This window comes from Segeticoccus sp., from assembly GCF_035708005.1.
On sequence record NZ_DASSTI010000042.1, the window covers coordinates 1 to 19,083 of the forward strand.

Consider the following 19,083-nt stretch of genomic DNA (forward strand, 5'->3'; position numbering starts at 1 on the left):
CCCCCACCACCTGGGGATCACTGGTTCTTCAGGGTGAACGGCGCGACGAAGTCGCCGACGTTCTTCTTCGTGATGAGGATGCAGTTGAAGGCCTGCTTCTCCGTCTTGGCGCCGGTCTTGCCGGTCCGCAGGTAGTTGTCCGCCTCCTGGACCGCCTTCTTCGAGAAGACCGCGACGGGCTGGAGGACGGTGTACTGCAGCTCGCCGGCCTTGATGGCGTCAACGGCATCCGGCGACCCATCGAAGCCACCGACCTTCACCTGGTTCAGCTTCCCGGCCTCCTTGAGCGCGGCGATGGCACCGAGCGCCATCTCGTCGTTGCCGGAGATCACGCCGCTGATGTTCGGGTGGGCCTGCAGCAGGTTCTGCATCTTGTCGTGGCCCTGGGTGCGGTCCCAGTTGGCCACGTCCTTGCCGACCTTCTTCATCTTCGGGAACTGCGAGATGACGGTCGTGTAGCCGTTCGAACGGGTCTGCGCGTTGTTGTCCGACGGGGCGCCGAACAACTCGACGTAATTGCCCTTCTCGCCCATCTTCTTGACGAACTGCTGCGCGCCCAGGGCGGCGCCCTGTGCGTTGTTCGAGACCAGCTGGGCCTTGGCGAGCCCCTCCTGGTTGATCTCGGCGTTCACGAGGAACACCGGGATGCCGGCGGCGTCGGCCTTCTTCACCGCGCCGATGGAGCCGCTGGCGTTCGCGGGGTCGAGGATGATCGCGACCGACTTGTTGGTGATCGCGGTGTCGATCAGGTGGCTCTCGGTGTTGGTGTCGCCCTTGTGGGCGGCCACGTTGGCCTTGTAGCCGAGCTGCTTGGCCTCGGCCGCCGCGACCTGGCCCTCGGTCTTCCAGTAGGGGTTGGACGGGTCGTTCACGATGATCGTGATCAGGCCGCCCTTCTTGGAGTCGGAGCCGGCACTCTTGCCTGCGGCCTGGTCCGAGTTCCCGCCGCCCGACCCGCAGGCCGACAGGGTGAGTGCGAGGGCGAGGGAGGATCCCAGCGCCAGGGACAGCGTCTTGCGAGGCATGATCTCTTCCTTACTTGGTGGTTGAACGGGTGCAGGGGTGGGACGGGAGGTGTGGGCTCGTCATACGGTTCATGCGGTGGTCTCGGTCACCCGGGGAGTCCCCACGTCGGTGGGCTCGGCCTTGCGCGGGGTGGTCGCCCCGGTGCCGCCGCCGGACGCGGTGTTCTTGCGGCGGCCGCGGTACTGGATGGCGTTCAGCAGGACGGCGAAGATGATGACCGCGCCGGTGAAGACCGTCTGCCAGTAGGCCGACACCCCGACGATGACCAGGCCGTCGGACAGGAAGCCGATGACGAAGGCGCCCAAGAGCGTGCCGCGCACGTTGCCGCGGCCACCCATCAGCGAGGCGCCGCCGATGACCACTGCGGCGATCGCCGTCAGCTCGTAGGTGTTCCCTGCGGTGGGGCTCGCGGAGGTGAGCTCCGAGGACAGGATCAGGCCCGCGATCGAGGCGCAGATGCCGGAGACGACGTAGACCCAGATCTTCACGCGCCGCACCGGGACGCCCGACAGCTCGGCGGCCCGCTCGTTGCCACCCGAGGCATAGAGCCAGCGTCCGAACATGCTGCGGTTGAGGATGACGCTGATCACGATCGCGGCGACCACCATGACGAGGACACCGATCGGCACGTTGGCGATCCGGTTGAAGCCCAGCCAGTCGAAGCCGGTGTTGCCCAGCTCGGGCTTGCCCTCGAGGTTGTTGTAGGTCAGCCCGTTGGTCATGAGCAGCGCGATGCCGCGCACCACGTAGAGCATGCCCAGCGTCGCGACGAACGGTGCGACGTTGAACCGGGAGATGAGGACCCCGTTGACGAATCCGACCAGTGCCCCGACCGCACAGGAGATCAGCGCGACCACCCACACTGCCGGGAAGACCGTGACTCCGAAGACATGGAGCGGCACGCCCTCCATCAGGAAGCCGGCGACGACGCCGGACAGCCCGAGCATGGAGCCCACGGTCAGGTCGATCCCGCCGTTCAGGATGACGAGCAGCATCCCGAGCGCGAGCAGCGCGTAGACGGCGACGTGCGACGCCATCGTGAGCAGGTTGTTGACGGTCAGGTAGTTCGGCGAAAGGACCGAGAAGACGATGATGATGGCGATCAGGGCCAAGAACGCCCGGCCCTCGAGGAGGATCTTGGCCAGGTCGAACCGCTCGCCCATGCCCTTGAGTCGGCCTTGGGGCTGGGGGCTCCCGGTGGCGGTGGAGGTCATGCGACTATCCGTTCCCTAGTTTCCGGCGACCACGGACTCGCCCGAGGCGGCCATGATCTGTTCCTTCGTTGCAGTGGCGTCGAACTCGGCCGAGATCCGGCCGCGTCGCATCACCACGATTCGGTGCGCGATGCTCAGGCACTCGCCGACCTCCGAGGTGGAGTAGACGACCGCGAGCCCTGACTTGGCGCGCTCGGCGAGCAGGTGGAAGACCTCCGCCTTCGCGCCCACGTCGATGCCACGGCTCGGCTCGTCGAGCAGGATCACCGTCGGGTCCGTGGCGAACATCTTGCCGATGACGACCTTCTGCTGGTTGCCGCCGGACAGCGACCCGATCGGCGCCGACCCGCCGGACGTCTTCACGTGCACGTCCCGGATCGCGTCGGTGACCCGCTGGCGCTCGAGGCCACGGGACAGGAACATCCCCTTGAGCATGGAGCCGACACTGGCCAGGGTGAGGTTGCGTCCCACCGTCATGGTCTGGACGAGACCGTCACGCTGCCGGTCCTCGGGCACCAGGCACAGGCCCGCCGCGATCCGATCCGCGATGGAGAGCCGGGAGACTTCACGGCCCTGCAGTCGAACCTTTCCGTCCACCAACGGGACCCGGCCGGCCACGGACTCGAGCAGTTCGGTGCGACCCGCGCCCATGAGTCCGTAGAGGCACACGATCTCGCCGGCCTTGACCTCCAGGGAGACGTCGTCGACCACCAGCCGCTGGGGGTTGTCCGGGTCGGCGATGCTGAGGTGCTCCAACGACAGTGCGGGCTCGCCGAAGTCGTAGCCGGTGGGTGGCTGCCCCAGGTCGTAGTGCTCGCCGACCATGTGCCGCACGATCCAGTCGAGGTCGATGTCCTTGGCCTCGGCGACCGCCGTGATGTTGCCGTCCCGCAGCACGACGGCGTGGTCGGTGACCTGGAGGGCTTCCTCGAGGTGATGGGAGATGTAGACGATCGACACCCCGGAGCTCGTGAGGTCACGGATGACCTTGAACAGCACGCGCACCTCGGAGGCGCTGAGCGCCGACGTCGGCTCGTCCATGATGAGGATCCGCGCGTCGACCGAGAGGGCACGGGCGATCTCGACGATCTGCTGCTGGCCGAGGCGGAGGTCGGCCACCGGGGTGAGCGGGTCGATCTCCTCCTCGAGGCGCTCCAGGAGCTGGCGGGTCTGCCGGGACTCCTCGGCGTAGTCGACACCGGACCGGCCCTGGATCTCCCGGCCCATGAAGATGTTGTCGCGCACGTTGAGGTTCGGCGCGAGGCTCAGCTCCTGGTGGATGATGGAAACGCCTCGGTCGCGTGCCTCGACGGTGCTGTCGAAGGTCACCGGCTCGCCGTCGAGACGGATCTCACCGGACGTCGGCTGCTCGACGCCGGAGAGGATCTTCATCAGGGTCGACTTGCCGGCACCGTTCTCACCGAACAGCGTCGTGACGGTGCCGCGACGGATGTCGAAGTTCACGCCCTTGAGTGCGTGGACACCGCCGTAGGTCTTGACGACGTTGCGGGCCGCCAGGACGACGTCGTCCGAGCCCGTGGTCGTCTGCGTGGCCTCCTCCGAGGCCGCGGCGCTCACTTGACCTCCAGCTTCGCGGGCGTGATCAGCCAGGCGTCAGGGTTGATGAGCTGGAAGGCCCCCACCACGTGCACCTTCTTGCCCGTCAGCTTCCCGGTGTCGATCTTGCTGAGCACCTGCTTCTTCAGCTGCTGGTTGAGGGCCGAGCCGGCGTTCTGGTAGTCGATCTGGTTGCGGAACTGACCGAACGCGATGTTGCCGGGCGCGTCGCGCAGGTCGGTGCCGGTGATGGCGGGACCGGTCTGGATCCGGATGAGGATCCCCTTCGGCACGCCCGGCACCGACACCTCGTAGATGCCCTGCGTGCCCTTGCCGACGGTGCCGGTGAACTCGAGGGAGACCTCGGGGCCCGCGCCCGCGCCGCTCTCGACGCCATACTTCTTGCCGGCAGCGGTCGGGTTCTTCTTCACGGCCTGGGCGAGGGTCGGCGCGGCGACCGCCTTCTTCGCGATGTCCTGCTGGACCTTGGGGAAGGTCTTCTTGCCCCAGGCGGCCGGGTCGAAGGCTTTCTGCGGCGCGCCCTCCGTCGAGCTGCTGGACACCACCTTGGTGTCCAGCCCCATGGCGACCAGCAGCACGACCGCGATGGCGATGAGCACCAGCCGCCTGACGGGCAGAGTCCTGCGAGAAGCGTTCACGCGAAGGCGCGCGCCGCCGGCCGTCATGACCGACCACCCACGCGGTGAAACCATGTCGGCCGGACCAGGTCGACGAGAACGACGTCATGCTGCATGTGCTGCTCCCTGGGTGGAAACCGTGGGGCCGAGCGGCCGCTGAGGGTTCGACCAATCAGCCAAGTCATGTGATAAAGCGTGTGATCTATGTCTTCAGTCGCGCGATGTCTAAGACAAGCATGGCAGGCCGGTGGTGTCAATCACTTCTCTGATGCGAGAGATCACGCTTTTATCACTGACATGTCAGCGCGTAGGGGAGGTGTCTGTGACCTCAGATGGAGACGTGCTCCAGGCGCCGACCGGTGGCGGCCGGCCCGACGAGGGCGACCAGGCCCGCCAGCAGCCCCGTGACCCCGATCGCGGCGAACCCGACGAAGAACGAGAACGCCCCGACGACGATCGGCAGCACCAGCGCGCCGAGCGCCCCGCCCGCGTGGCCGATGCCGTCGGAGAACGCGAAGCCGGTTGAGCGAGCACGCGTCGGGAAGCTCTCGGCAGTGAAGGTGTAGGCCACCTGCAGGTAGGAGCCCAACGCGAGCGAGGCCAGGAACGCCCCGATGTAGATGACCGCGGCCGAGGCGAACCAGCCGATCAGCAGCATTCCGACCAGCCAGACGATGGTGGCCCCGAGAATGAGCAGGCGGCGCTCGACCCGGTCCACCAGACCGATCATCAGCGCCGCGCCGACCGGGTAGCCGATCGACCCGATCGCCAGGTAGAGGATCGAGCCACCGACCGCGGCGCCGTGCTCCTTGATCAGCGTGGCGGCGTCGCCGAGGAACCCGTAGTTCCCGATGTACCAGAGGAACCACATGGGGATGAACACCGCCAGCCGTCCGGCATACGGCTGGTGGAACAGGAAGCGCAGCGGCACCCCACGCACCGTCGACACCTCTGAGGGCTGTGGATCGGGCATGGCGATCCCCTGCTCACGGCAGTACGCCTCCATGCGGGCCACGGTGGTCTCCGCGTCACCGTCGCGGCCGTGTTGCACCTCCCAGCGCGGCGACTCCGGCAGCACGAACCGCACTGCGAGCCCCATCGCCGCGATCACGCCGCCGATCACGAACAGCATGCGCCAGCCGACGTAGACGTTCGGCACCAGCGCGAGCGCGACGAACGGTGTGACCGCCTGGCCGATGATGCCGACGAGGAAGGTGTAGACCGAGATCCGGCCCCGGCGCCCGGCAGGCGCCAACTCGCCGAGGTAGGTGGACACGAGGTTGAGGTCGGCTCCGACGCCGACGCCGGTGATGAACCGGAAGATGATCAGGGTCGTCAGCCCCTGCGCCGCCGCGTCACCGAACGACCCGATGGCGGTGAGGGTGATGGTGAGGATGAGCATCCGGTAGCGGCCGTACGCGTCGGCCAACGTGCCGATGACCAGCGACCCGACGATGTAGCCGATCAGCCCGATCGACAGCGCGACGAAGAGGCTCTCCGAGCCGGACAGCTTGAACTGCGAGTCGATCGCCGGCATCGCGAACCCGATGTCGGTGATGTCGTAGAACGTGAAGAAGTAGCCGATCCCGATGATCGCCAAGTAGCGCTTCGGCAGTGCCCAGACGGGGATGCGGTCGAGTCGCGCGAGGACATCCACTCCGCGGCTGTCGAGCACTGGGCTGGAACTCGTGACCGGCTCACCACCTCACCTGCTGCTGCTCTCAGGCTACGGACGGCCACCAGTCAGCGCAGGCCGAAAAGAGCTTCACCTACCGCTTGAGCAGCTGACGGGCCATCACGACCCGCTGGATCTGGTTGGTGCCCTCGTAGATCTGCGTGATCTTGGCGTCGCGCATCATCCGCTCGACCGGGAAGTCCTTGGTGTAGCCGTAGCCACCGAGCAGCTGCACCGCGTCGGTGGTCACCTCCATCGCCACGTCGCTGGCGTAGCACTTCGCCGCGGCACCGAAGAACGGCAGGTCGGCGTCACCGCGCTCGGACTTGGCGGCGGCGGCGTAGACCATCTGCCGAGCGGCCTCGAGCTTCATGGCCATGTCGGCGAGCATGAACTGCAGCCCCTGGAAGTCGGCAATCGCCTTGCCGAACTGCTTGCGCTCCTTGACGTAGCCGAGCGCGAAGTCCAGTGCCCCTTGGGCGATCCCGACCGCCTGGGCGCCGATCGTGACCCTCGTGTGGTCCAGAGTTCGCAGGGCGATCTTCAGGCCCTCACCCGGCTTGCCGACCATCCGGTCTCCGGGGATGCGGCAGTTGTCGAAGTGCAGCTCGCGGGTCGGGCTGCCCTTGATGCCGAGCTTCTTCTCCTTCTCACCGAACCCGAAGCCCTCGTCGGACTTCTCGACGACGAACGCGCTGACGTTGCGGCCGCGCTCCCCCTCGGGGTCGGTGACAGCCAGCACCGTGTAGTACTCCGAGATTCCGGCGTTGGTGATCCACGACTTCTGCCCGTTCAGCACGAACGAGCCGTCCGACTGCTCGATCGCCTTGCACTTCATCGACGCCGTGTCGCTGCCGGCCTCGCGCTCGGACAGCCCGTAGGAGAACATCGCGTCTCCCCTGGCCACCGGCGGCAGGTACTTGGCCTTCAGCTCATCCGAGGCCGCCAGCAGCAGCGGCATGGTGCCCAGCTTGTTGACCGCCGGGATGAGCGAGGAGGAGGCACACACACGGGCCACCTCCTCGATGACGAGGCAGGTGGCGAGCGCATCCGCACCGACGCCGTCGTACTCCTCGGGGACGTGCGGGGCGTGGAAGTCGGCAGCCCGCAGCGCGTCGTACGCCGCCTGCGGGAAGCTGCCGGTCTCGTCGACCTCGGCGGCGTGCGGGGCGACCTTGTCCTCGGCCACCGCACGGACCGCCTCCCGGAGGGCATCGTGGTCCTCGGAGAGGGCGAACAGCGGGTACTCGTTGCTCGAAGCGCTCACGAGGTGGATGTTACCGGCCAGTTCGCGGGCCGGGCTCGTCACGCGGACCCCTTGCGCGGAGGCGGGGCGGCGGTGTGTGCTGCCTCACACACCGGCTCGTGCGAGGAGGCACCCATGACCCAGACCGTGGAACCGGACGTCGAGGCCGCCGAGCGACCGACCGACAGCCCGCAGGCGCGGGTGGACGCCTGGCTGTCCGGGTTCGAAGAGTCGCTCCGGCAACGCGACCTCGACCGGGCGGTGGGGATGTTCGCCCCCACCTGCTTCTGGCGTGACCTCGTGGCGTTCTCGTGGAACATCACCACGGTCGAGCACCGCGACGGCGTGCGCGACCTGCTCGCCCACACCCTCGAGGGCACGGACCCGTCCGGCTTCACGACCTCGGAGCCACCCGAGGAGGCCGGCGGCGTCACCACCGCCTGGATCACGTTCGAGACCGCGGTCGGCCGCGGCCGCGGCCTGCTGCGGCTCACCGAGGAAGGCGCCTGGACGCTGCTGACGACCCTCTACGAGCTCACTGGCCACGAGGAGCCGGCTGGCGCCGGGCGGCCGATGGGGGCCGAGCACGGCGCGCAGCGCGGCCGGCTCAGCTGGCGCCAGCGCCGCGAGGCCGAGGATGCCGCCATGGGCGAGACCACCCAGCCCTACGTGCTCGTCGTCGGAGGCGGCCAGGGCGGGATCGCCCTCGGTGCCCGCCTGCGCCAGCTCGGCGTGCCGAGCGTGGTCGTCGACGACCATCCGCGTCCCGGCGACCAGTGGCGCGGCCGCTACAACTCGCTGTGCCTGCACGACCCGGTCTGGTACGACCACCTGCCCTACCTGAAGTTCCCCGACAACTGGCCCGTGTTCGCCCCGAAGGACAAGATCGCCGACTGGCTCGAGTCCTACACGAAGGTCATGGAAGTGCCGTGGTGGGGCGGCACCAGGGCGACGCACGCGGCATACGACGAGGATGCCGGGGAGTGGGAGGTGACCCTGGAGCGCGAGGGGCGCACCCTCACCCTGCGTCCGAAGCACCTGGTGCTGGCCACGGGGATGTCCGGCAAGCCGAACCTCCCGAACATCCCCGGTATGGACGTGTTCGCCGGCGAGCAGCACCACTCCTCCCGGCACCCCGGTCCAGAGGCGTATGCCGGAAAGCGGGTCGTCGTGATCGGCAGCAACAACTCGGCGTTCGACATCTGCGGGGCCCTGTGGGAGCACGACGCGGACGTCACCATGGTGCAGCGCTCCTCCACCCACATCGTCAAGAGTGCGACCCTGATGGACATCGGTCTCGGTGATCTCTACTCCGAGCGCGCGGTGGCCGCGGGCGTCACGACGGAGAAGGCCGACCTCATCTTCGCCTCCCTGCCCTACCGGATCATGCACACCTTCCAGATCCCGCTCTATGACCAGATGCGCGAGCGGGACCGGGACTTCTACGACCGCATGGCGGCCGCCGGCTTCGAGCTCGACTGGGGCGAGGACGGATCCGGGCTGTTCATGAAGTACCTGCGCCGCGGTTCGGGCTACTACATCGACGTCGGCGCGGCTGACCTCGTGGCCGACGGCAAGGTCAAGCTCGCGCGCGGCGAGGTGGACCACCTGACCGAGTCCTCAGTGGTACTGGACGACGGCACCGAGCTGCCTGCCGACCTGGTCGTCTATGCCACCGGCTACGGGTCCATGAACGGGTGGGCCGCGGACCTGATCAGCCAGGAGGTCGCCGACAAGGTCGGCAAGGTGTGGGGCCTCGGCTCGGACACGGCCAAGGACCCGGGCCCGTGGGAGGGCGAGCAGCGCAACATGTGGAAGCCGACCCAGCAGGAGGCGCTGTGGTTCCACGGCGGCAACCTGCACCAGTCACGGCACTACTCGCTCTACCTGGCGCTGCAGCTCAAGGCACGGCAGGTCGGGATTCCCACCCCGGTCTACCGACTCGCCCCGGTGCACCACCTGAGCTGACGGCCCTGAAGCGCAGGGCTACTGCAGCTCGGGCATCACGAACCGCTCGAACAGGCTCATGCTCGACGGGTCGTAGGCGGCGTCGAGGAAGTAGGTGATGGCGTAGGCCATGCCGGCCTTCTCCAGCCCCTGCAGCGTCTCGACGATCTGCTCGGGGGTGCCGACCGCCGGCCCGGAGGCGAGCATGCGGTACTGCTTCTCGGCGACGTCCTCCGGCACTCCCGCCTCGAGGTAGTGGGCCCGCGCCCACTGGAGGCGGTCCCGGACGTCCTTCTCCGTCTCGCCGATCACCACGTTGAAGTTGGCGCTGCGCACGATCTCGTCGAAGTCCCGCCCCAGCTCACGGCAGTGGTCACTGAGGATCTCGCTCTTGCGCTCGAACACCTCGGGGGTGCCGTCGAAGTTGGTGTAGTCGGCGTACTCGGCGGCGATCCGCAGCGTCTTCTGCTCCCCGCCGCCGGCGACCCACATCGGGATGCCGTTGCGGGCAGATCCCTCCAACGAGGTGCCCTGCAGCGGTCGCGGCGCGCAGATCGCCCCCTCCACCTGGTAGTAGTCGCCGTGCACCGTGGCGGTCCCGGTGGTCCACATCTGCCGGAAGATCTCCACGCCCTCGCGCAGCCGGCCGAGCCGCTCGCCCGCGCTCGGGAACCCGTAGCCGTAAGCGCGCCACTCGTGCTCATACCAGCCGCCACCGATGCCCATCTCGAGCCGCCCCTCGGAGACGACGTCGACGGTGGCCGCGACCTTGGCGAGGTAGGCCGGGTTGCGGTAGCTCATGCACGTGCACATCTGACCGAGCCGGACGCGGTCGGTGACGGCCCCCAGGGCCGACATCAGCGTCCACGCCTCGTGGGTGGCGTGCTCGGAGGGCTGCGGCACGGTGTGGAAGTGGTCGTAGACCCAGACCGACTCCCACGCCGGCAGGTCCTCGATGCGTTCGGCGATCCCGGCGATCACGCCCCAGTGCTGCGCCGGGTCGATCCCGGCCAGGTCCATCCGCCAGCCCTGCGGCAGGAAGGTTCCAAAACGCATCGGCGTGCTCCTCCTCGTTGATGGCCCGGCGACTCCGGGCCCGCCAGCGTGCGGGCCGGCATACCTGCTGCTGGGGCGGCGGGTGCACCGCGCCCGCTCCGTACCCACTGCCGGCTGACGTTACTGTCTGGGCATGGCGTTGAGCATCTCGGTGATCGGGTTGGGCCCGTTGGGGGCGGTGCACGCGGCGTGCATGGCCGACCTGGGCCACCAGGTGGTGGCGATCGACACGAGCATGCCGGAACGGGCCCAGGATCTGGCCGCGGGACGGACCCCGTTCTACGAGCCGGGCCTGGAAGAGCTGCTGGCCAAGGTGATGCCCACCGGCCGGCTGCGCTTTGCCACCGACTACGCCGCCGCCGCGGACGCCGACGTGCACTTCGTGTGCGTGGGCACCCCGCAAAAGCACGGCGAGTACGCCGCCGACCTGACCTGGGTGGACGCCACCATCGACGGGCTGGCCCCGCACCTGGCCCGCGAGACCCTGGTGGTGGGCAAGTCCACCGTCCCGGTGGGCACCGCCGCCCGCCTGTCCCGCCGCCTCAGGCAACTCGCGCCCGCGGGGACGGGGGTGCACCTGGTGTGGAACCCCGAGTTCCTGCGCGAGGGGTATGCCGTGCAGGACACCATCGCCCCCGACCGGATCGTCTACGGGGTGTCCGAGGCCCACGCCTGGGAGCAGCCCGGGGCCGCCGCGGCAGCGGACGTCGCCCGCCTCGATGAGGTGTATGCCGCCCCGCTGGCCTCCGGGATCCCGCGGCTGGTCACCGACTACCAGACCGCCGAGCTGGTCAAGGCCGCCGCCAACTCCTTCCTGGCCACCAAGATCTCCTTCATCAACGCCATGTCCGAGGTCTGCGAGGCCGCCGACGCCGACGTCATCGCCCTGGCCGACGCCATCGGCATCGACGACCGCATCGGACGCAAGTTCCTGCGCGCCGGCATCGGCTTCGGCGGCGGCTGCCTGCCCAAGGACATCCGCGCCTTCATGGCCCGCGCCGGCGAGCTCGGCGCCGACCAGGCCCTGACCTTCCTCAAGGAGGTCGACGCCATCAACATGCGCCGCCGCGCCCGCATGGTCGACCTCGCCCGCGAAGAATGCGGCGGCTCCTTCGTCGGCAAACGCATCGCCGCCCTCGGCGCCGCGTTCAAGCCCTACAGCGACGACATCCGCGACTCCCCCGCCCTGTACATCGCCCGCGGCATCCAACAAGGCGGCGCCACCGTCACCGTCACCGACCCCAAGGCCCTGACCAACGCCGCCAAGACCTTCCCCGAACTCACCTACACCGACACCATCGACGAAGCCTGCGCCGGCGCCGACGTCGTGCTGCACCTGACCGGCTGGCCCCAGTACCGCGACATCGACCCGGCACACCTCGGCCAACTCGTCCACCACAAAGTCATCATCGACGGCTTCAACAACCTCGACCCCCACCGCTGGCGCGCCGCCGGCTGGACCTTCCGCGCCCTCGGCCGCCCCCACCTCTGAAGGGTCTGAGGGGCGCACGCCAGGTCCCGGTCGATGTCGCGTGCGCGGCAGGATGGGCGGCATGAGCGCCAACGACCAGGCCGTCATCCGCCGTCTGCTCACCACTCCGGGGACGTGGGCGGTGGCGGGCCTGTCGCAGTCCCGCCAGCGGACGGCCTACGGCGTCGCGCAGTGGCTGCACGGAAGTCTGGGGCAACGGGTCATCCCCATCCACCCGCGCGCCGAGGAGGTCTTCGGGGAGAGGGGCTACGCCTCGCTGGCCGACGTCCCCGACGGCGAGCAGGTGTCGGTCGTCGACTGCTTCGTGAACTCCGCGCGGGTGGGTGCGGTGGTCGATGACGCCATCGCGCAACGGGACCGGCTCGGCATCGGCGCGGTCTGGCTCCAGCTGGGCGTCGTCGACGAGGCCGCGGCGCACCGCGCCCGCAGGGCCGGCCTCGACGTGGTCATGGACACCTGTCCCCTGATCGAGTGGCCGCGGCTCTGAGCGCTGCCGTCCACAGCCCCCTCCGGCCGGTTCCGGCGGTCCACAGCCCGCGGTCTCTGGGTGTTCCCTGAGAAGGGGCCGAACGGATGATGTCGGCACGGGAGGCGCACGGCATACCGTCGCCACGCTGGGTGACCACATGGCTGCCGCACCCTGCCGCACCGGGCAGTCCGACGGGCCGCCCGTCCCGCCGGCGCGGGGGAACGACCGACGACACAGGGGACCACCATGAGCACGACGCCATCGGGCTTCACGCCTCCGGGGGCCAGCCAGACGCACGAGATCTACGGCACCGTCTGGCACGACGCCGGCAGCGGACAGCAGCCCCCCGCCGGGCCGACGGCTCCCGCGGGTCCGCCGGCCAAGAAGCACCGTGCCCTCCGGTGGCTGGCGCCGGCACTCGGCCTCGTGCTCGTCGCGGGAGGTGGGGCCTACGGCGCCACCAAGGTGCTCGCCAGCCCCCAGCCCGACGAGGTCATCCCCTCCAACGCCATCACCTACGTGCGCGTCGACGTCGACCCCTCCTTGGGCCAGAAGGTCGCGGCGGTCCGCTTCCTGCACCAGGTGCCCGACGTGAAGGACGTGCTGTCCGGCAGCGACTTCCGCAAGGAGGTCTTCCTCAAGGCCAAGCAGCAGAACCCGGAGCTGAGGGACGTCGACTACGACCGCGACGTCAAGCCCTGGCTCGGGGACCGCCTGGGCATCGCGCTCCTGCCGCCCGCCTACGGCGCGAAGGAGCCCTCGCTGCTCGTGGCCCTGCAGGTCAAGGACGAGCAGAAGGCCCGCGCCGGCCTGCAGAAGCTCCTGTCCGGTGACGACCAGCCGGACGTCGCCTTCCGCGACGGCTATGCGCTGCTCATCGACAAGGGGCAGAAGTCGTGGCTGAACTCCTACCTCGCCGACGGCAGCCTGGCCGACAACGCCCAGTACGTGGCGGACATGAAGGCGCTCGGCAACCAGGGCGTGGTCTCGGGGTGGGCCGACCTGCGCAAGATCAACCGGCTCAGTGACCAGAGCACGCCCGCCGCCGTCGAGGACGCGGTCAACGGCCTGGGCCGCACCGCCTTCGCGCTCCGGTTCGACCCGGGCTACCTCGAGCTCGCCGGTGTGGTCCGGGGCATGAAGTCGGTGAGCAACACCACCACCGACCTGCCCTCCCACCTGGCCGACCTGCCGGCCAACACGGCGGTGGCACTCCAGGTGTCGCGACCCGACCAGGCCGTCGCGGGCCTGTGGAAGCAGCTGAACAAGACCGGGCTGGGCGTGCAGAAGGACTTCCGCCAGCAGGTCGCCGACATCGAGCGTGGCTTCGGCGTCACGCTGCCGCGGGACCTGCAGACCGTGGTCGGCAAGCGGCTGGTCCTCGCCGCGCCTGCCCAGCAGCTCTCCCCCGACGGTATGCCGACCCTCGGGCTGCGCGTGCAGACCGACGCCACGCGCGCCAACGGCATCCTCTCCCGCGTCGACCGGCAGCTGCGCCAAGCGGGGATGCAGGTCCCCATCCACCACACCGCCAAGGGCGGCGAGCTCGTCGTGGCCACCTCCGGCCGCTACCTCGACCAGCTGTCCCGACCCGGCACCTTGGGCCAGAACCCGGCGTTCCGCAAGGCGGTCGCCGACCCGGCCCACGCCGCGGCAGCCCTGTTCGTGGACCTCGACAAGGTGGAGGGCCAGTACCTCCCGCAGATCCAGGACAAGGACGCCCGTGCCTTCGCGAAGACGCTGAGCGCCGTAGGCTTCTCGGCCTCGGTGCAGGACGACGGGGACGTCAGCTTCCAGGCCCGGCTGGTCGGCGACTGATCCGCCCGCGGACGCGCTGTTCACCATCCGCGGCAGCCCGGAGGCAGACCCGGGAAGGTGGGCGATGGCGGGCAAGAGGAACTTCACAAAGGAGCTCGACGCCTACCGCGCTGTCCTGGGCGAGTTCCGCCTCGTGGACGTCCCCGACCTGCGCTACCTCATGGTCGACGGCCACGGAGACCCCAACACCTCCCCGGCATTCACCGGGGCCGTCGAAGCGCTCTATCCGGTGGCGTACAAGCTCAAGTTCGCCAGCAAGAAGCAGCTCGGCCGCGACTACGTCGTCCCACCCCTGGAGGGATTGTGGTGGGCCGCCGAGATGGCGTCCTTCACCACCTCGCGCGACAAGTCACGGTGGGACTGGACCCTCATGATCATGGTCCCCGAGTGGATCGGGCGGGACCTGTTCGCCGAGGCGGTTCGGCAGGCGGGCGCCAGGAACCGCCCCGAGCGGTTGGACGACCTCCGTCTGGATCGCCTCTGCGAGGGCCGCTGCGTGCAGACCCTGCACGTCGGTTCCTTCGACAAGGAGGCGGGGCTGCTGCACCGGATGCACGACGAGTTCATCCCCGCCCAGGATCTCGAGATGGTCGGCAAGCACCACGAGATCTACCTCAGTGACGCGCGCAGGGTCGCGCCGGAGAAGCGCCGCACCATCCTGCGCCAGCCCGTCGTCAGCCGAACCGCTCAAGGTTGAGCGCTGCGGCCTGCTCCAGCGCCCGCGCAACGAAGGCGACCGCGGTGGGCGCCGGGCGCCGTGCCGCGTGCGCCAGCAGGATGCTCCGGCTCGGCAGCGCCGGCTCCAGCCGCACCACCCGCACGCCCGGGTCGTCGGTGTTCACCGACAGGGCGGGCATGACGGCGGTCCCGATCCCGGCGCGCACCATCGCCTGCACCGCGGCGTTGTCGTTGCTGCGGAAGGCGAACGACGGCCTGATGCCGGCAGCCGCCAGCCCCTGTTCGGCGAGTTCGTGGCAGACGCAGTGGTCGTGGCCGACGAGCGGACGGGTGGCCAGGTCGTCGACCGGCAGCACCTCCCCCGCCGGGTCGTCCGCCGGCACCATCGCCACGAACGGGTCCCGCACCACCTCCCGAACCACCAGTCCGGTCTCGTCGACCGGCCCGACCAGGAAGCTGACGTCGAGCCGCGCCGCGCGCAGGGCGCCGGTCAGCACGTCGTTGTCGTCGCTCTCCAGGACGTTGACCTGCACCTGCGGGCTCTCCCGACGGACCGTCCGCAGGATGCCCGGCAGCAGTTGGGCCGACACCGACTGGAACGTGCCGATGGCGAGGCGTCCCCAGCGCCCGTCGCGCAGGGATGCGAGTCGCAGGTCGAGCACGTCCGCCGCGGCGAGCACCTCCCGCGCGACGTCCAGCACCTCCTGGCCGGCCGCCGTCAGCGTGACCGGGCGCGGGCCGCCCGGGCGGTCGAACACCTTGGCGCCCACGGCCTTCTCGAGCGCCGCCACCTGGCTGGTGACGGCCGCCTGGGAGTAACCCAGCCGATCCGCGGCGCGCCGGTAGGACCCCTCCTCGTGGATCGCCACGAGCGCGGCGAGGTGGCGCAGGCTCAGGTCAGCAGCAGACATGGGCCGAAGCCTACGTGGGCGATCGAGGAATACGATCGATGTGGGCGGTTTTGCCCACTTTTCACCAGCGCCCCGCAGCGGCACGCTGGAGCCATGACGACCACTGCTACCGCTCCCGTGCCGGTCCTCGACGACGCCACCGTGGAGGAGTTCCACGGCACCGGCGCCGTCGTCGTGCGCGGGCTGTTCAGCCCGGACGAGGTCTCGACGATCGAGCGGGGGATCGAGCGCAACCTGGCCGACCCCAGTCCCCGCTTCAAGGTCGCGAGCAGCATGACCGACCCGGGCAGCTTCGTCGAGGACTTCTGCAACTGGCAGCGCATCCCGGAGTTCCGCGAGATCGCCTTCCGTTCGCGGGCGGCCGACGTCGCGGCCGCGCTCACCGGGAGCCGCCAGGTGCGCCTCTTCCACGACCACATGCTGGTCAAGGAGCCCGGCACCAAGCAGGAGACGCCGTGGCACCAGGACCAGCCGTACTACAACGTCGACGGCTCCGACAACTGCTCCATGTGGGCGCCGGTCGACCCGGTCGCGGCGGAGTCGACCCTGGAGTTCCTCTCCGGCTCGCACCGGCAGGGTTGGCTCATGCCGCGCTCGTTCATGACCAACGAGGCCAAGTGGTTCCCGGAGGGCTCGCTCGCCGACCTACCCGATGTCGAGGCGGACCGGTCCCGCTACGACATCCGGGCGTGGGCCATGGAGCCCGGTGACGCGGTGTTCTTCCACATGCTGACGCTGCACCACTCCTACGGTGTGCCCGGCCGCAGCCGGCGCCGCGCGTTCTCGCTGCGCTTCCTCGGCGACGACATGGTGCACGCACCGCGGCACTGGGTCACCTCGCCGCAGTTCGACGGGCTGGAGGAGGAGCTGCCCGCGGGCTCCCCCATGCAGCACGAGCTCTTCCCGGTGCTGCGCGAGACCGCCTGAGCCGAGCCGCGGCGAGCCGAGCCGCGGCGGGCCGAGCCGCGGCGGGCCGAGCCGCGGCGGGCCGAACCGAGCGCGAAACACCGCCGTCAACGTGTCGTGTCGAAGCGGATCCACGTGTCCGGCGGCCGGTCCTCGGGAGGCGGGTCGTCGTAGACCTCCCAGGCGTCACCGGCCGCATCGGTCGCCACGCGCGACCAGAACTCGAGCGCCCCGGCGTTGTAGCGCTGGAAGCCGATCCGCCACGGCCCCGGGCTCCCGAGGATCACCTGGCGCGCCACCTCCCGGCCGACGCCGGTGCGCCGCAGCGCCCGCACGACGAAGAAGTCGCAGATCATCCGTCCCGGTCCGTCGTCATCGGCGCGGGTCATCACGTAGCCGCCCAGCCCGCCCGCCACCTCGATGAGCCAGGCGCGCACGTCCGGCCGCGCCCCGGCGAGGAAGAGGTCGAGCCGCCGGTCGTTGAACGTCCCGTCCGCGTTGGGCAGCAACCCGTACGGTCCGGACAGGTCGTGTCGGTAGAGCTGGCTCAGCTGCTGCAGGACGGCCCGGTGCGTCCGGTCAACCGGACGCAACGCCACCGGCGCGGACGGCGGAGGGGCGGGGCGCTCCAGCACCGGTCAGCCCTGCCGCTCCCGCAGCCGCTGCCCCTTGGCATAGGCCTGGTCGCGCAGCGACCGCTGGAAGTCGACCATCGCCGCGCGGATCCGCGCGGCCTCCTCCCCCTCGCCCGCGCCCAGGATGCGGGCCGCGAGCAGCCCGGCGTTCCGCGCGCCGCCCACGGACACCGTGGCGACCGGCACGCCGGCCGGCATCTGGACGATCGACAGCAGCGAGTCCATCCCGTCCAGGTGCTTCAGCGGCACCGGGACCCCGATCACCGGCAGCGGGGTGACGGAGGCGAGCATTCCGGGCAGGTGGGCGGCTCCGCCAGCGCCCGCGATGACCACGCGCAGCCCCCGCTCGGCGGCCTCGGCGCCGTAGGCGAGCATCTCGTGGGGCATCCGGTGCGCCGACACCACGTCGGCCTCGTAGCCGATTCCCAGCTCCTCCAACGCCGTTGCGGCGGCCTCCATGGTCGGCCAGTCGCTGTCGCTGCCCATCACGAGGCCGACGACCGCGCCGTCCACCTCGCGCTCCGCGCCCGACACCGTCATTCGGTGACCACTCCCTGCAGGTAGTCGGCCGCGTGCTGCGCGCGTTCACGCAGCTGCGCGAGGTCCGCGCCGCTCACGTTGACGTGCCCGATCTTGCGGCCCGGCCGCACGCCCTTGCCGTAGAGGTGCACCTTGAGCCCCGGGTCGCGTGCCATGAGGTGCCGGTATGCCGGGTACAGGCTCTCGTGCTCTCCGCCCAGCACGTTGCCCATCACCGTCCACGGTGCCCGGGCGCGGGTGTCCCCCAGCGGCAGGTCGAGGACGGCGCGCAGGTGCTGCTCGAACTGGCTCGTCACCGCACCGTCGATGGTCCAGTGGCCGGAGTTGTGCGGGCGCATCGCCAGCTCGTTCACCACCACCCGCGAGCCGGACCCGTCCGTGGGGACCTCGAAGAGCTCGACGGCCATGACGCCGGTCACGCCGAGCTCGCCGGCGACCTGCAGTCCGGTCTCGGTGACCTCCGCGGCCAGCTCAGGGTCGAGGTCGGGCGCCGGGGCGATCACCTGCGTGCAGATGCCGTCGGTCTGCACCGTCTCCACCACCGGCCAGGCCGAGGCCTGCCCGGACGGGCTGCGCGCGATGACCAGCGCCAGCTCGCGGGAGAACGGCACCTTCTCCTCGGCGAGCAGGCCGTCGGCGAGCTTGCCGCCGCTGTCCCGGTCCCGCTCCACGAGGGCGAACCAGTCGGCCACCTCCTCCGGTGAGGAGACGACGCGAACTCCCTTGCCGTCATACCCGCCCTTGGGAGTCTTGACGACGACCGGCCAGCCGACCTCGTCCCCGAAGGCCGACAGCTCCTTCTGGTCCTGCACCGCCGCCCAACGAGGGCACGGCGTGCCGATGGCGCCGAGCCGCCGTCGCATGGCCAGCTTGTCCTGGGCGTAGACCAGCGACGACGGCGAGGGGTGCAGCACCACCCCGTCCGCCTCCAAGGCGGCGAGGACGTCCGCCGGCACGTGCTCGTGGTCGAAGGTCACGACGTCGCAATCCGCCGCGAACCGCCGCACGACCTCGACGTCGGTGTAGTCCCCCACCGGTGCGGAGGGGATGACCAGGGCGGCCGCCGAGTCCGGCGTCTCCGCGAGGTCGCACAGGGTGATGGCCAGGTTGACCGCAGGCGGCTGGCACATGCGGGCGAGCTGCCCGCCCCCGATGATGCCGACGACGGGGAAGCCGCCGGGTGCGCGCCGTGGGGAGGTCTCAGCCGAAGTCACGGGGAGCGAGCCTACCGGCCGCCGCTGAACCGATGACCCGAGAGTGGCCGAACGGCTGACA

At 69.9% G+C, this 19,083-nt stretch carries 17 protein-coding genes; 6 read left to right on the plus strand and 11 right to left on the minus strand.

Going from position 1 to position 19,083, the window contains the following annotated elements; translation table 11 throughout:
- Window positions 1–17: 17 nt before the first annotated feature.
- The 6 genes from VFL99_RS04935 to VFL99_RS04960 form a co-directional block, all read right to left on the minus strand.
- Window positions 18–1,025 carry a D-ribose ABC transporter substrate-binding protein gene (locus VFL99_RS04935; protein ID WP_325105221.1) on the minus strand — a complete coding sequence of 336 codons (1,008 nt, stop codon included), beginning with the start codon at window positions 1,023–1,025 and terminating at the stop codon, window positions 18–20.
- Window positions 1,026–1,094: 69 nt separating this feature from the next.
- Window positions 1,095–2,240 (minus strand): ABC transporter permease, encoded by a 1,146-nt coding sequence (locus VFL99_RS04940; RefSeq protein WP_325105222.1) that lies wholly within the window; start codon window positions 2,238–2,240, stop codon window positions 1,095–1,097.
- Between the two features lie 15 nt (window positions 2,241–2,255).
- A complete protein-coding gene (locus VFL99_RS04945) occupies window positions 2,256–3,818 on the minus strand; it encodes a sugar ABC transporter ATP-binding protein (RefSeq protein WP_325105223.1) in 1,563 nt (520 codons plus the stop codon).
- Window positions 3,815–4,483 (minus strand): DUF2291 domain-containing protein, encoded by a 669-nt coding sequence (locus VFL99_RS04950; RefSeq protein WP_325105224.1) that lies wholly within the window; start codon window positions 4,481–4,483, stop codon window positions 3,815–3,817. Before VFL99_RS04950 ends, VFL99_RS04945 begins: the two co-directional genes overlap by 4 nt.
- A 280-nt stretch (window positions 4,484–4,763) precedes the next feature.
- On the minus strand, window positions 4,764–6,092 hold the full coding sequence (locus VFL99_RS04955; protein WP_325105225.1) for an MFS transporter: 1,329 nt from the start codon (window positions 6,090–6,092) through the stop codon (window positions 4,764–4,766).
- A gap of 112 nt (window positions 6,093–6,204) precedes the next feature.
- Window positions 6,205–7,377, minus strand: a complete 1,173-nt coding sequence (locus VFL99_RS04960; protein ID WP_325105226.1) for an acyl-CoA dehydrogenase family protein — start codon at window positions 7,375–7,377, stop codon at window positions 6,205–6,207.
- Window positions 7,378–7,491: 114 nt separating this feature from the next.
- Here VFL99_RS04960 and VFL99_RS04965 point away from each other — a divergent pair, with 114 nt between their 5' ends.
- Window positions 7,492–9,324 carry a flavin-containing monooxygenase gene (locus VFL99_RS04965; protein ID WP_325105227.1) on the plus strand — a complete coding sequence of 611 codons (1,833 nt, stop codon included), beginning with the start codon at window positions 7,492–7,494 and terminating at the stop codon, window positions 9,322–9,324.
- Between the two features lie 18 nt (window positions 9,325–9,342).
- Here VFL99_RS04965 and VFL99_RS04970 read toward each other — a convergent pair whose 3' ends face one another.
- Window positions 9,343–10,359 carry an LLM class F420-dependent oxidoreductase gene (locus VFL99_RS04970; protein WP_325105228.1) on the minus strand — a complete coding sequence of 339 codons (1,017 nt, stop codon included), beginning with the start codon at window positions 10,357–10,359 and terminating at the stop codon, window positions 9,343–9,345.
- A gap of 139 nt (window positions 10,360–10,498) precedes the next feature.
- Here VFL99_RS04970 and VFL99_RS04975 point away from each other — a divergent pair, with 139 nt between their 5' ends.
- The 4 genes from VFL99_RS04975 (at window position 10,499) to VFL99_RS04990 (ending at window position 14,835) form a co-directional block, all read left to right on the plus strand.
- Window positions 10,499–11,851, plus strand: coding sequence for a UDP-glucose dehydrogenase family protein (locus VFL99_RS04975; RefSeq protein ID WP_325105250.1), 1,353 nt, complete (start codon window positions 10,499–10,501; stop codon window positions 11,849–11,851).
- Window positions 11,852–11,912: 61 nt separating this feature from the next.
- Window positions 11,913–12,338: a CoA-binding protein gene (locus tag VFL99_RS04980; RefSeq protein WP_325105229.1), complete on the plus strand. Its 426-nt coding sequence runs from the start codon at window positions 11,913–11,915 to the stop codon at window positions 12,336–12,338.
- Window positions 12,339–12,566: 228 nt separating this feature from the next.
- Window positions 12,567–14,138, plus strand: coding sequence for a DUF3352 domain-containing protein (locus tag VFL99_RS04985; protein ID WP_325105230.1), 1,572 nt, complete (start codon window positions 12,567–12,569; stop codon window positions 14,136–14,138).
- A gap of 64 nt (window positions 14,139–14,202) precedes the next feature.
- The gene (locus VFL99_RS04990) at window positions 14,203–14,835 is read left to right on the plus strand and encodes a GyrI-like domain-containing protein (protein WP_325105231.1); all 633 of its coding nucleotides are present in this window, start codon (window positions 14,203–14,205) and stop codon (window positions 14,833–14,835) included.
- On the opposite strand, the gene VFL99_RS04995 is transcribed toward VFL99_RS04990, so the two are convergent.
- The gene (locus tag VFL99_RS04995) at window positions 14,813–15,727 is read right to left on the minus strand and encodes a LysR family transcriptional regulator (RefSeq protein ID WP_325105232.1); all 915 of its coding nucleotides are present in this window, start codon (window positions 15,725–15,727) and stop codon (window positions 14,813–14,815) included. The genes VFL99_RS04990 and VFL99_RS04995 overlap by 23 nt on opposite strands.
- A gap of 93 nt (window positions 15,728–15,820) precedes the next feature.
- Here VFL99_RS04995 and VFL99_RS05000 point away from each other — a divergent pair, with 93 nt between their 5' ends.
- Window positions 15,821–16,654, plus strand: a complete 834-nt coding sequence (locus VFL99_RS05000) for a phytanoyl-CoA dioxygenase family protein (protein WP_325105233.1) — start codon at window positions 15,821–15,823, stop codon at window positions 16,652–16,654.
- A gap of 86 nt (window positions 16,655–16,740) precedes the next feature.
- Here the strand turns inward: VFL99_RS05000 and VFL99_RS05005 are convergent, their stop codons facing one another.
- Genes VFL99_RS05005 through VFL99_RS05015 form a run of 3 tightly spaced genes read right to left on the minus strand, consistent with a single transcriptional unit; the run spans window position 16,741 to window position 19,022 of the window.
- Entirely contained in the window at window positions 16,741–17,268 is a 528-nt protein-coding gene (locus tag VFL99_RS05005; RefSeq protein ID WP_325105234.1) for a GNAT family N-acetyltransferase, read from the minus strand.
- Window positions 17,269–17,271: 3 nt separating this feature from the next.
- Window positions 17,272–17,808: a 5-(carboxyamino)imidazole ribonucleotide mutase gene (gene purE / locus VFL99_RS05010; protein WP_325105235.1), complete on the minus strand. Its 537-nt coding sequence runs from the start codon at window positions 17,806–17,808 to the stop codon at window positions 17,272–17,274.
- Window positions 17,805–19,022: a 5-(carboxyamino)imidazole ribonucleotide synthase gene (locus tag VFL99_RS05015; protein WP_325105236.1), complete on the minus strand. Its 1,218-nt coding sequence runs from the start codon at window positions 19,020–19,022 to the stop codon at window positions 17,805–17,807. Before VFL99_RS05015 ends, purE begins: the two co-directional genes overlap by 4 nt.
- Window positions 19,023–19,083 lie beyond the last annotated feature (61 nt).

Coding starts and splice junctions, on each gene's coding strand:
- VFL99_RS04935 (WP_325105221.1), bottom strand. CDS start 1,025: ATGCCTCGCAAGACGCTGTCCCTGGCGCTGGGATCCTCCCTCGCCCTC.
- VFL99_RS04940 (WP_325105222.1), bottom strand. CDS start 2,240: ATGACCTCCACCGCCACCGGGAGCCCCCAGCCCCAAGGCCGACTCAAG.
- VFL99_RS04950 (WP_325105224.1), bottom strand. CDS start 4,483: ATGACGGCCGGCGGCGCGCGCCTTCGCGTGAACGCTTCTCGCAGGACT.
- VFL99_RS04965 (WP_325105227.1), top strand. CDS start 7,492: ATGACCCAGACCGTGGAACCGGACGTCGAGGCCGCCGAGCGACCGACC.
- VFL99_RS04970 (WP_325105228.1), bottom strand. CDS start 10,359: ATGCGTTTTGGAACCTTCCTGCCGCAGGGCTGGCGGATGGACCTGGCC.
- VFL99_RS04980 (WP_325105229.1), top strand. CDS start 11,913: ATGAGCGCCAACGACCAGGCCGTCATCCGCCGTCTGCTCACCACTCCG.
- VFL99_RS04985 (WP_325105230.1), top strand. CDS start 12,567: ATGAGCACGACGCCATCGGGCTTCACGCCTCCGGGGGCCAGCCAGACG.
- VFL99_RS04990 (WP_325105231.1), top strand. CDS start 14,203: ATGGCGGGCAAGAGGAACTTCACAAAGGAGCTCGACGCCTACCGCGCT.
- VFL99_RS04995 (WP_325105232.1), bottom strand. CDS start 15,727: ATGTCTGCTGCTGACCTGAGCCTGCGCCACCTCGCCGCGCTCGTGGCG.
- VFL99_RS05000 (WP_325105233.1), top strand. CDS start 15,821: ATGACGACCACTGCTACCGCTCCCGTGCCGGTCCTCGACGACGCCACC.
- purE (WP_325105235.1), bottom strand. CDS start 17,808: ATGACGGTGTCGGGCGCGGAGCGCGAGGTGGACGGCGCGGTCGTCGGC.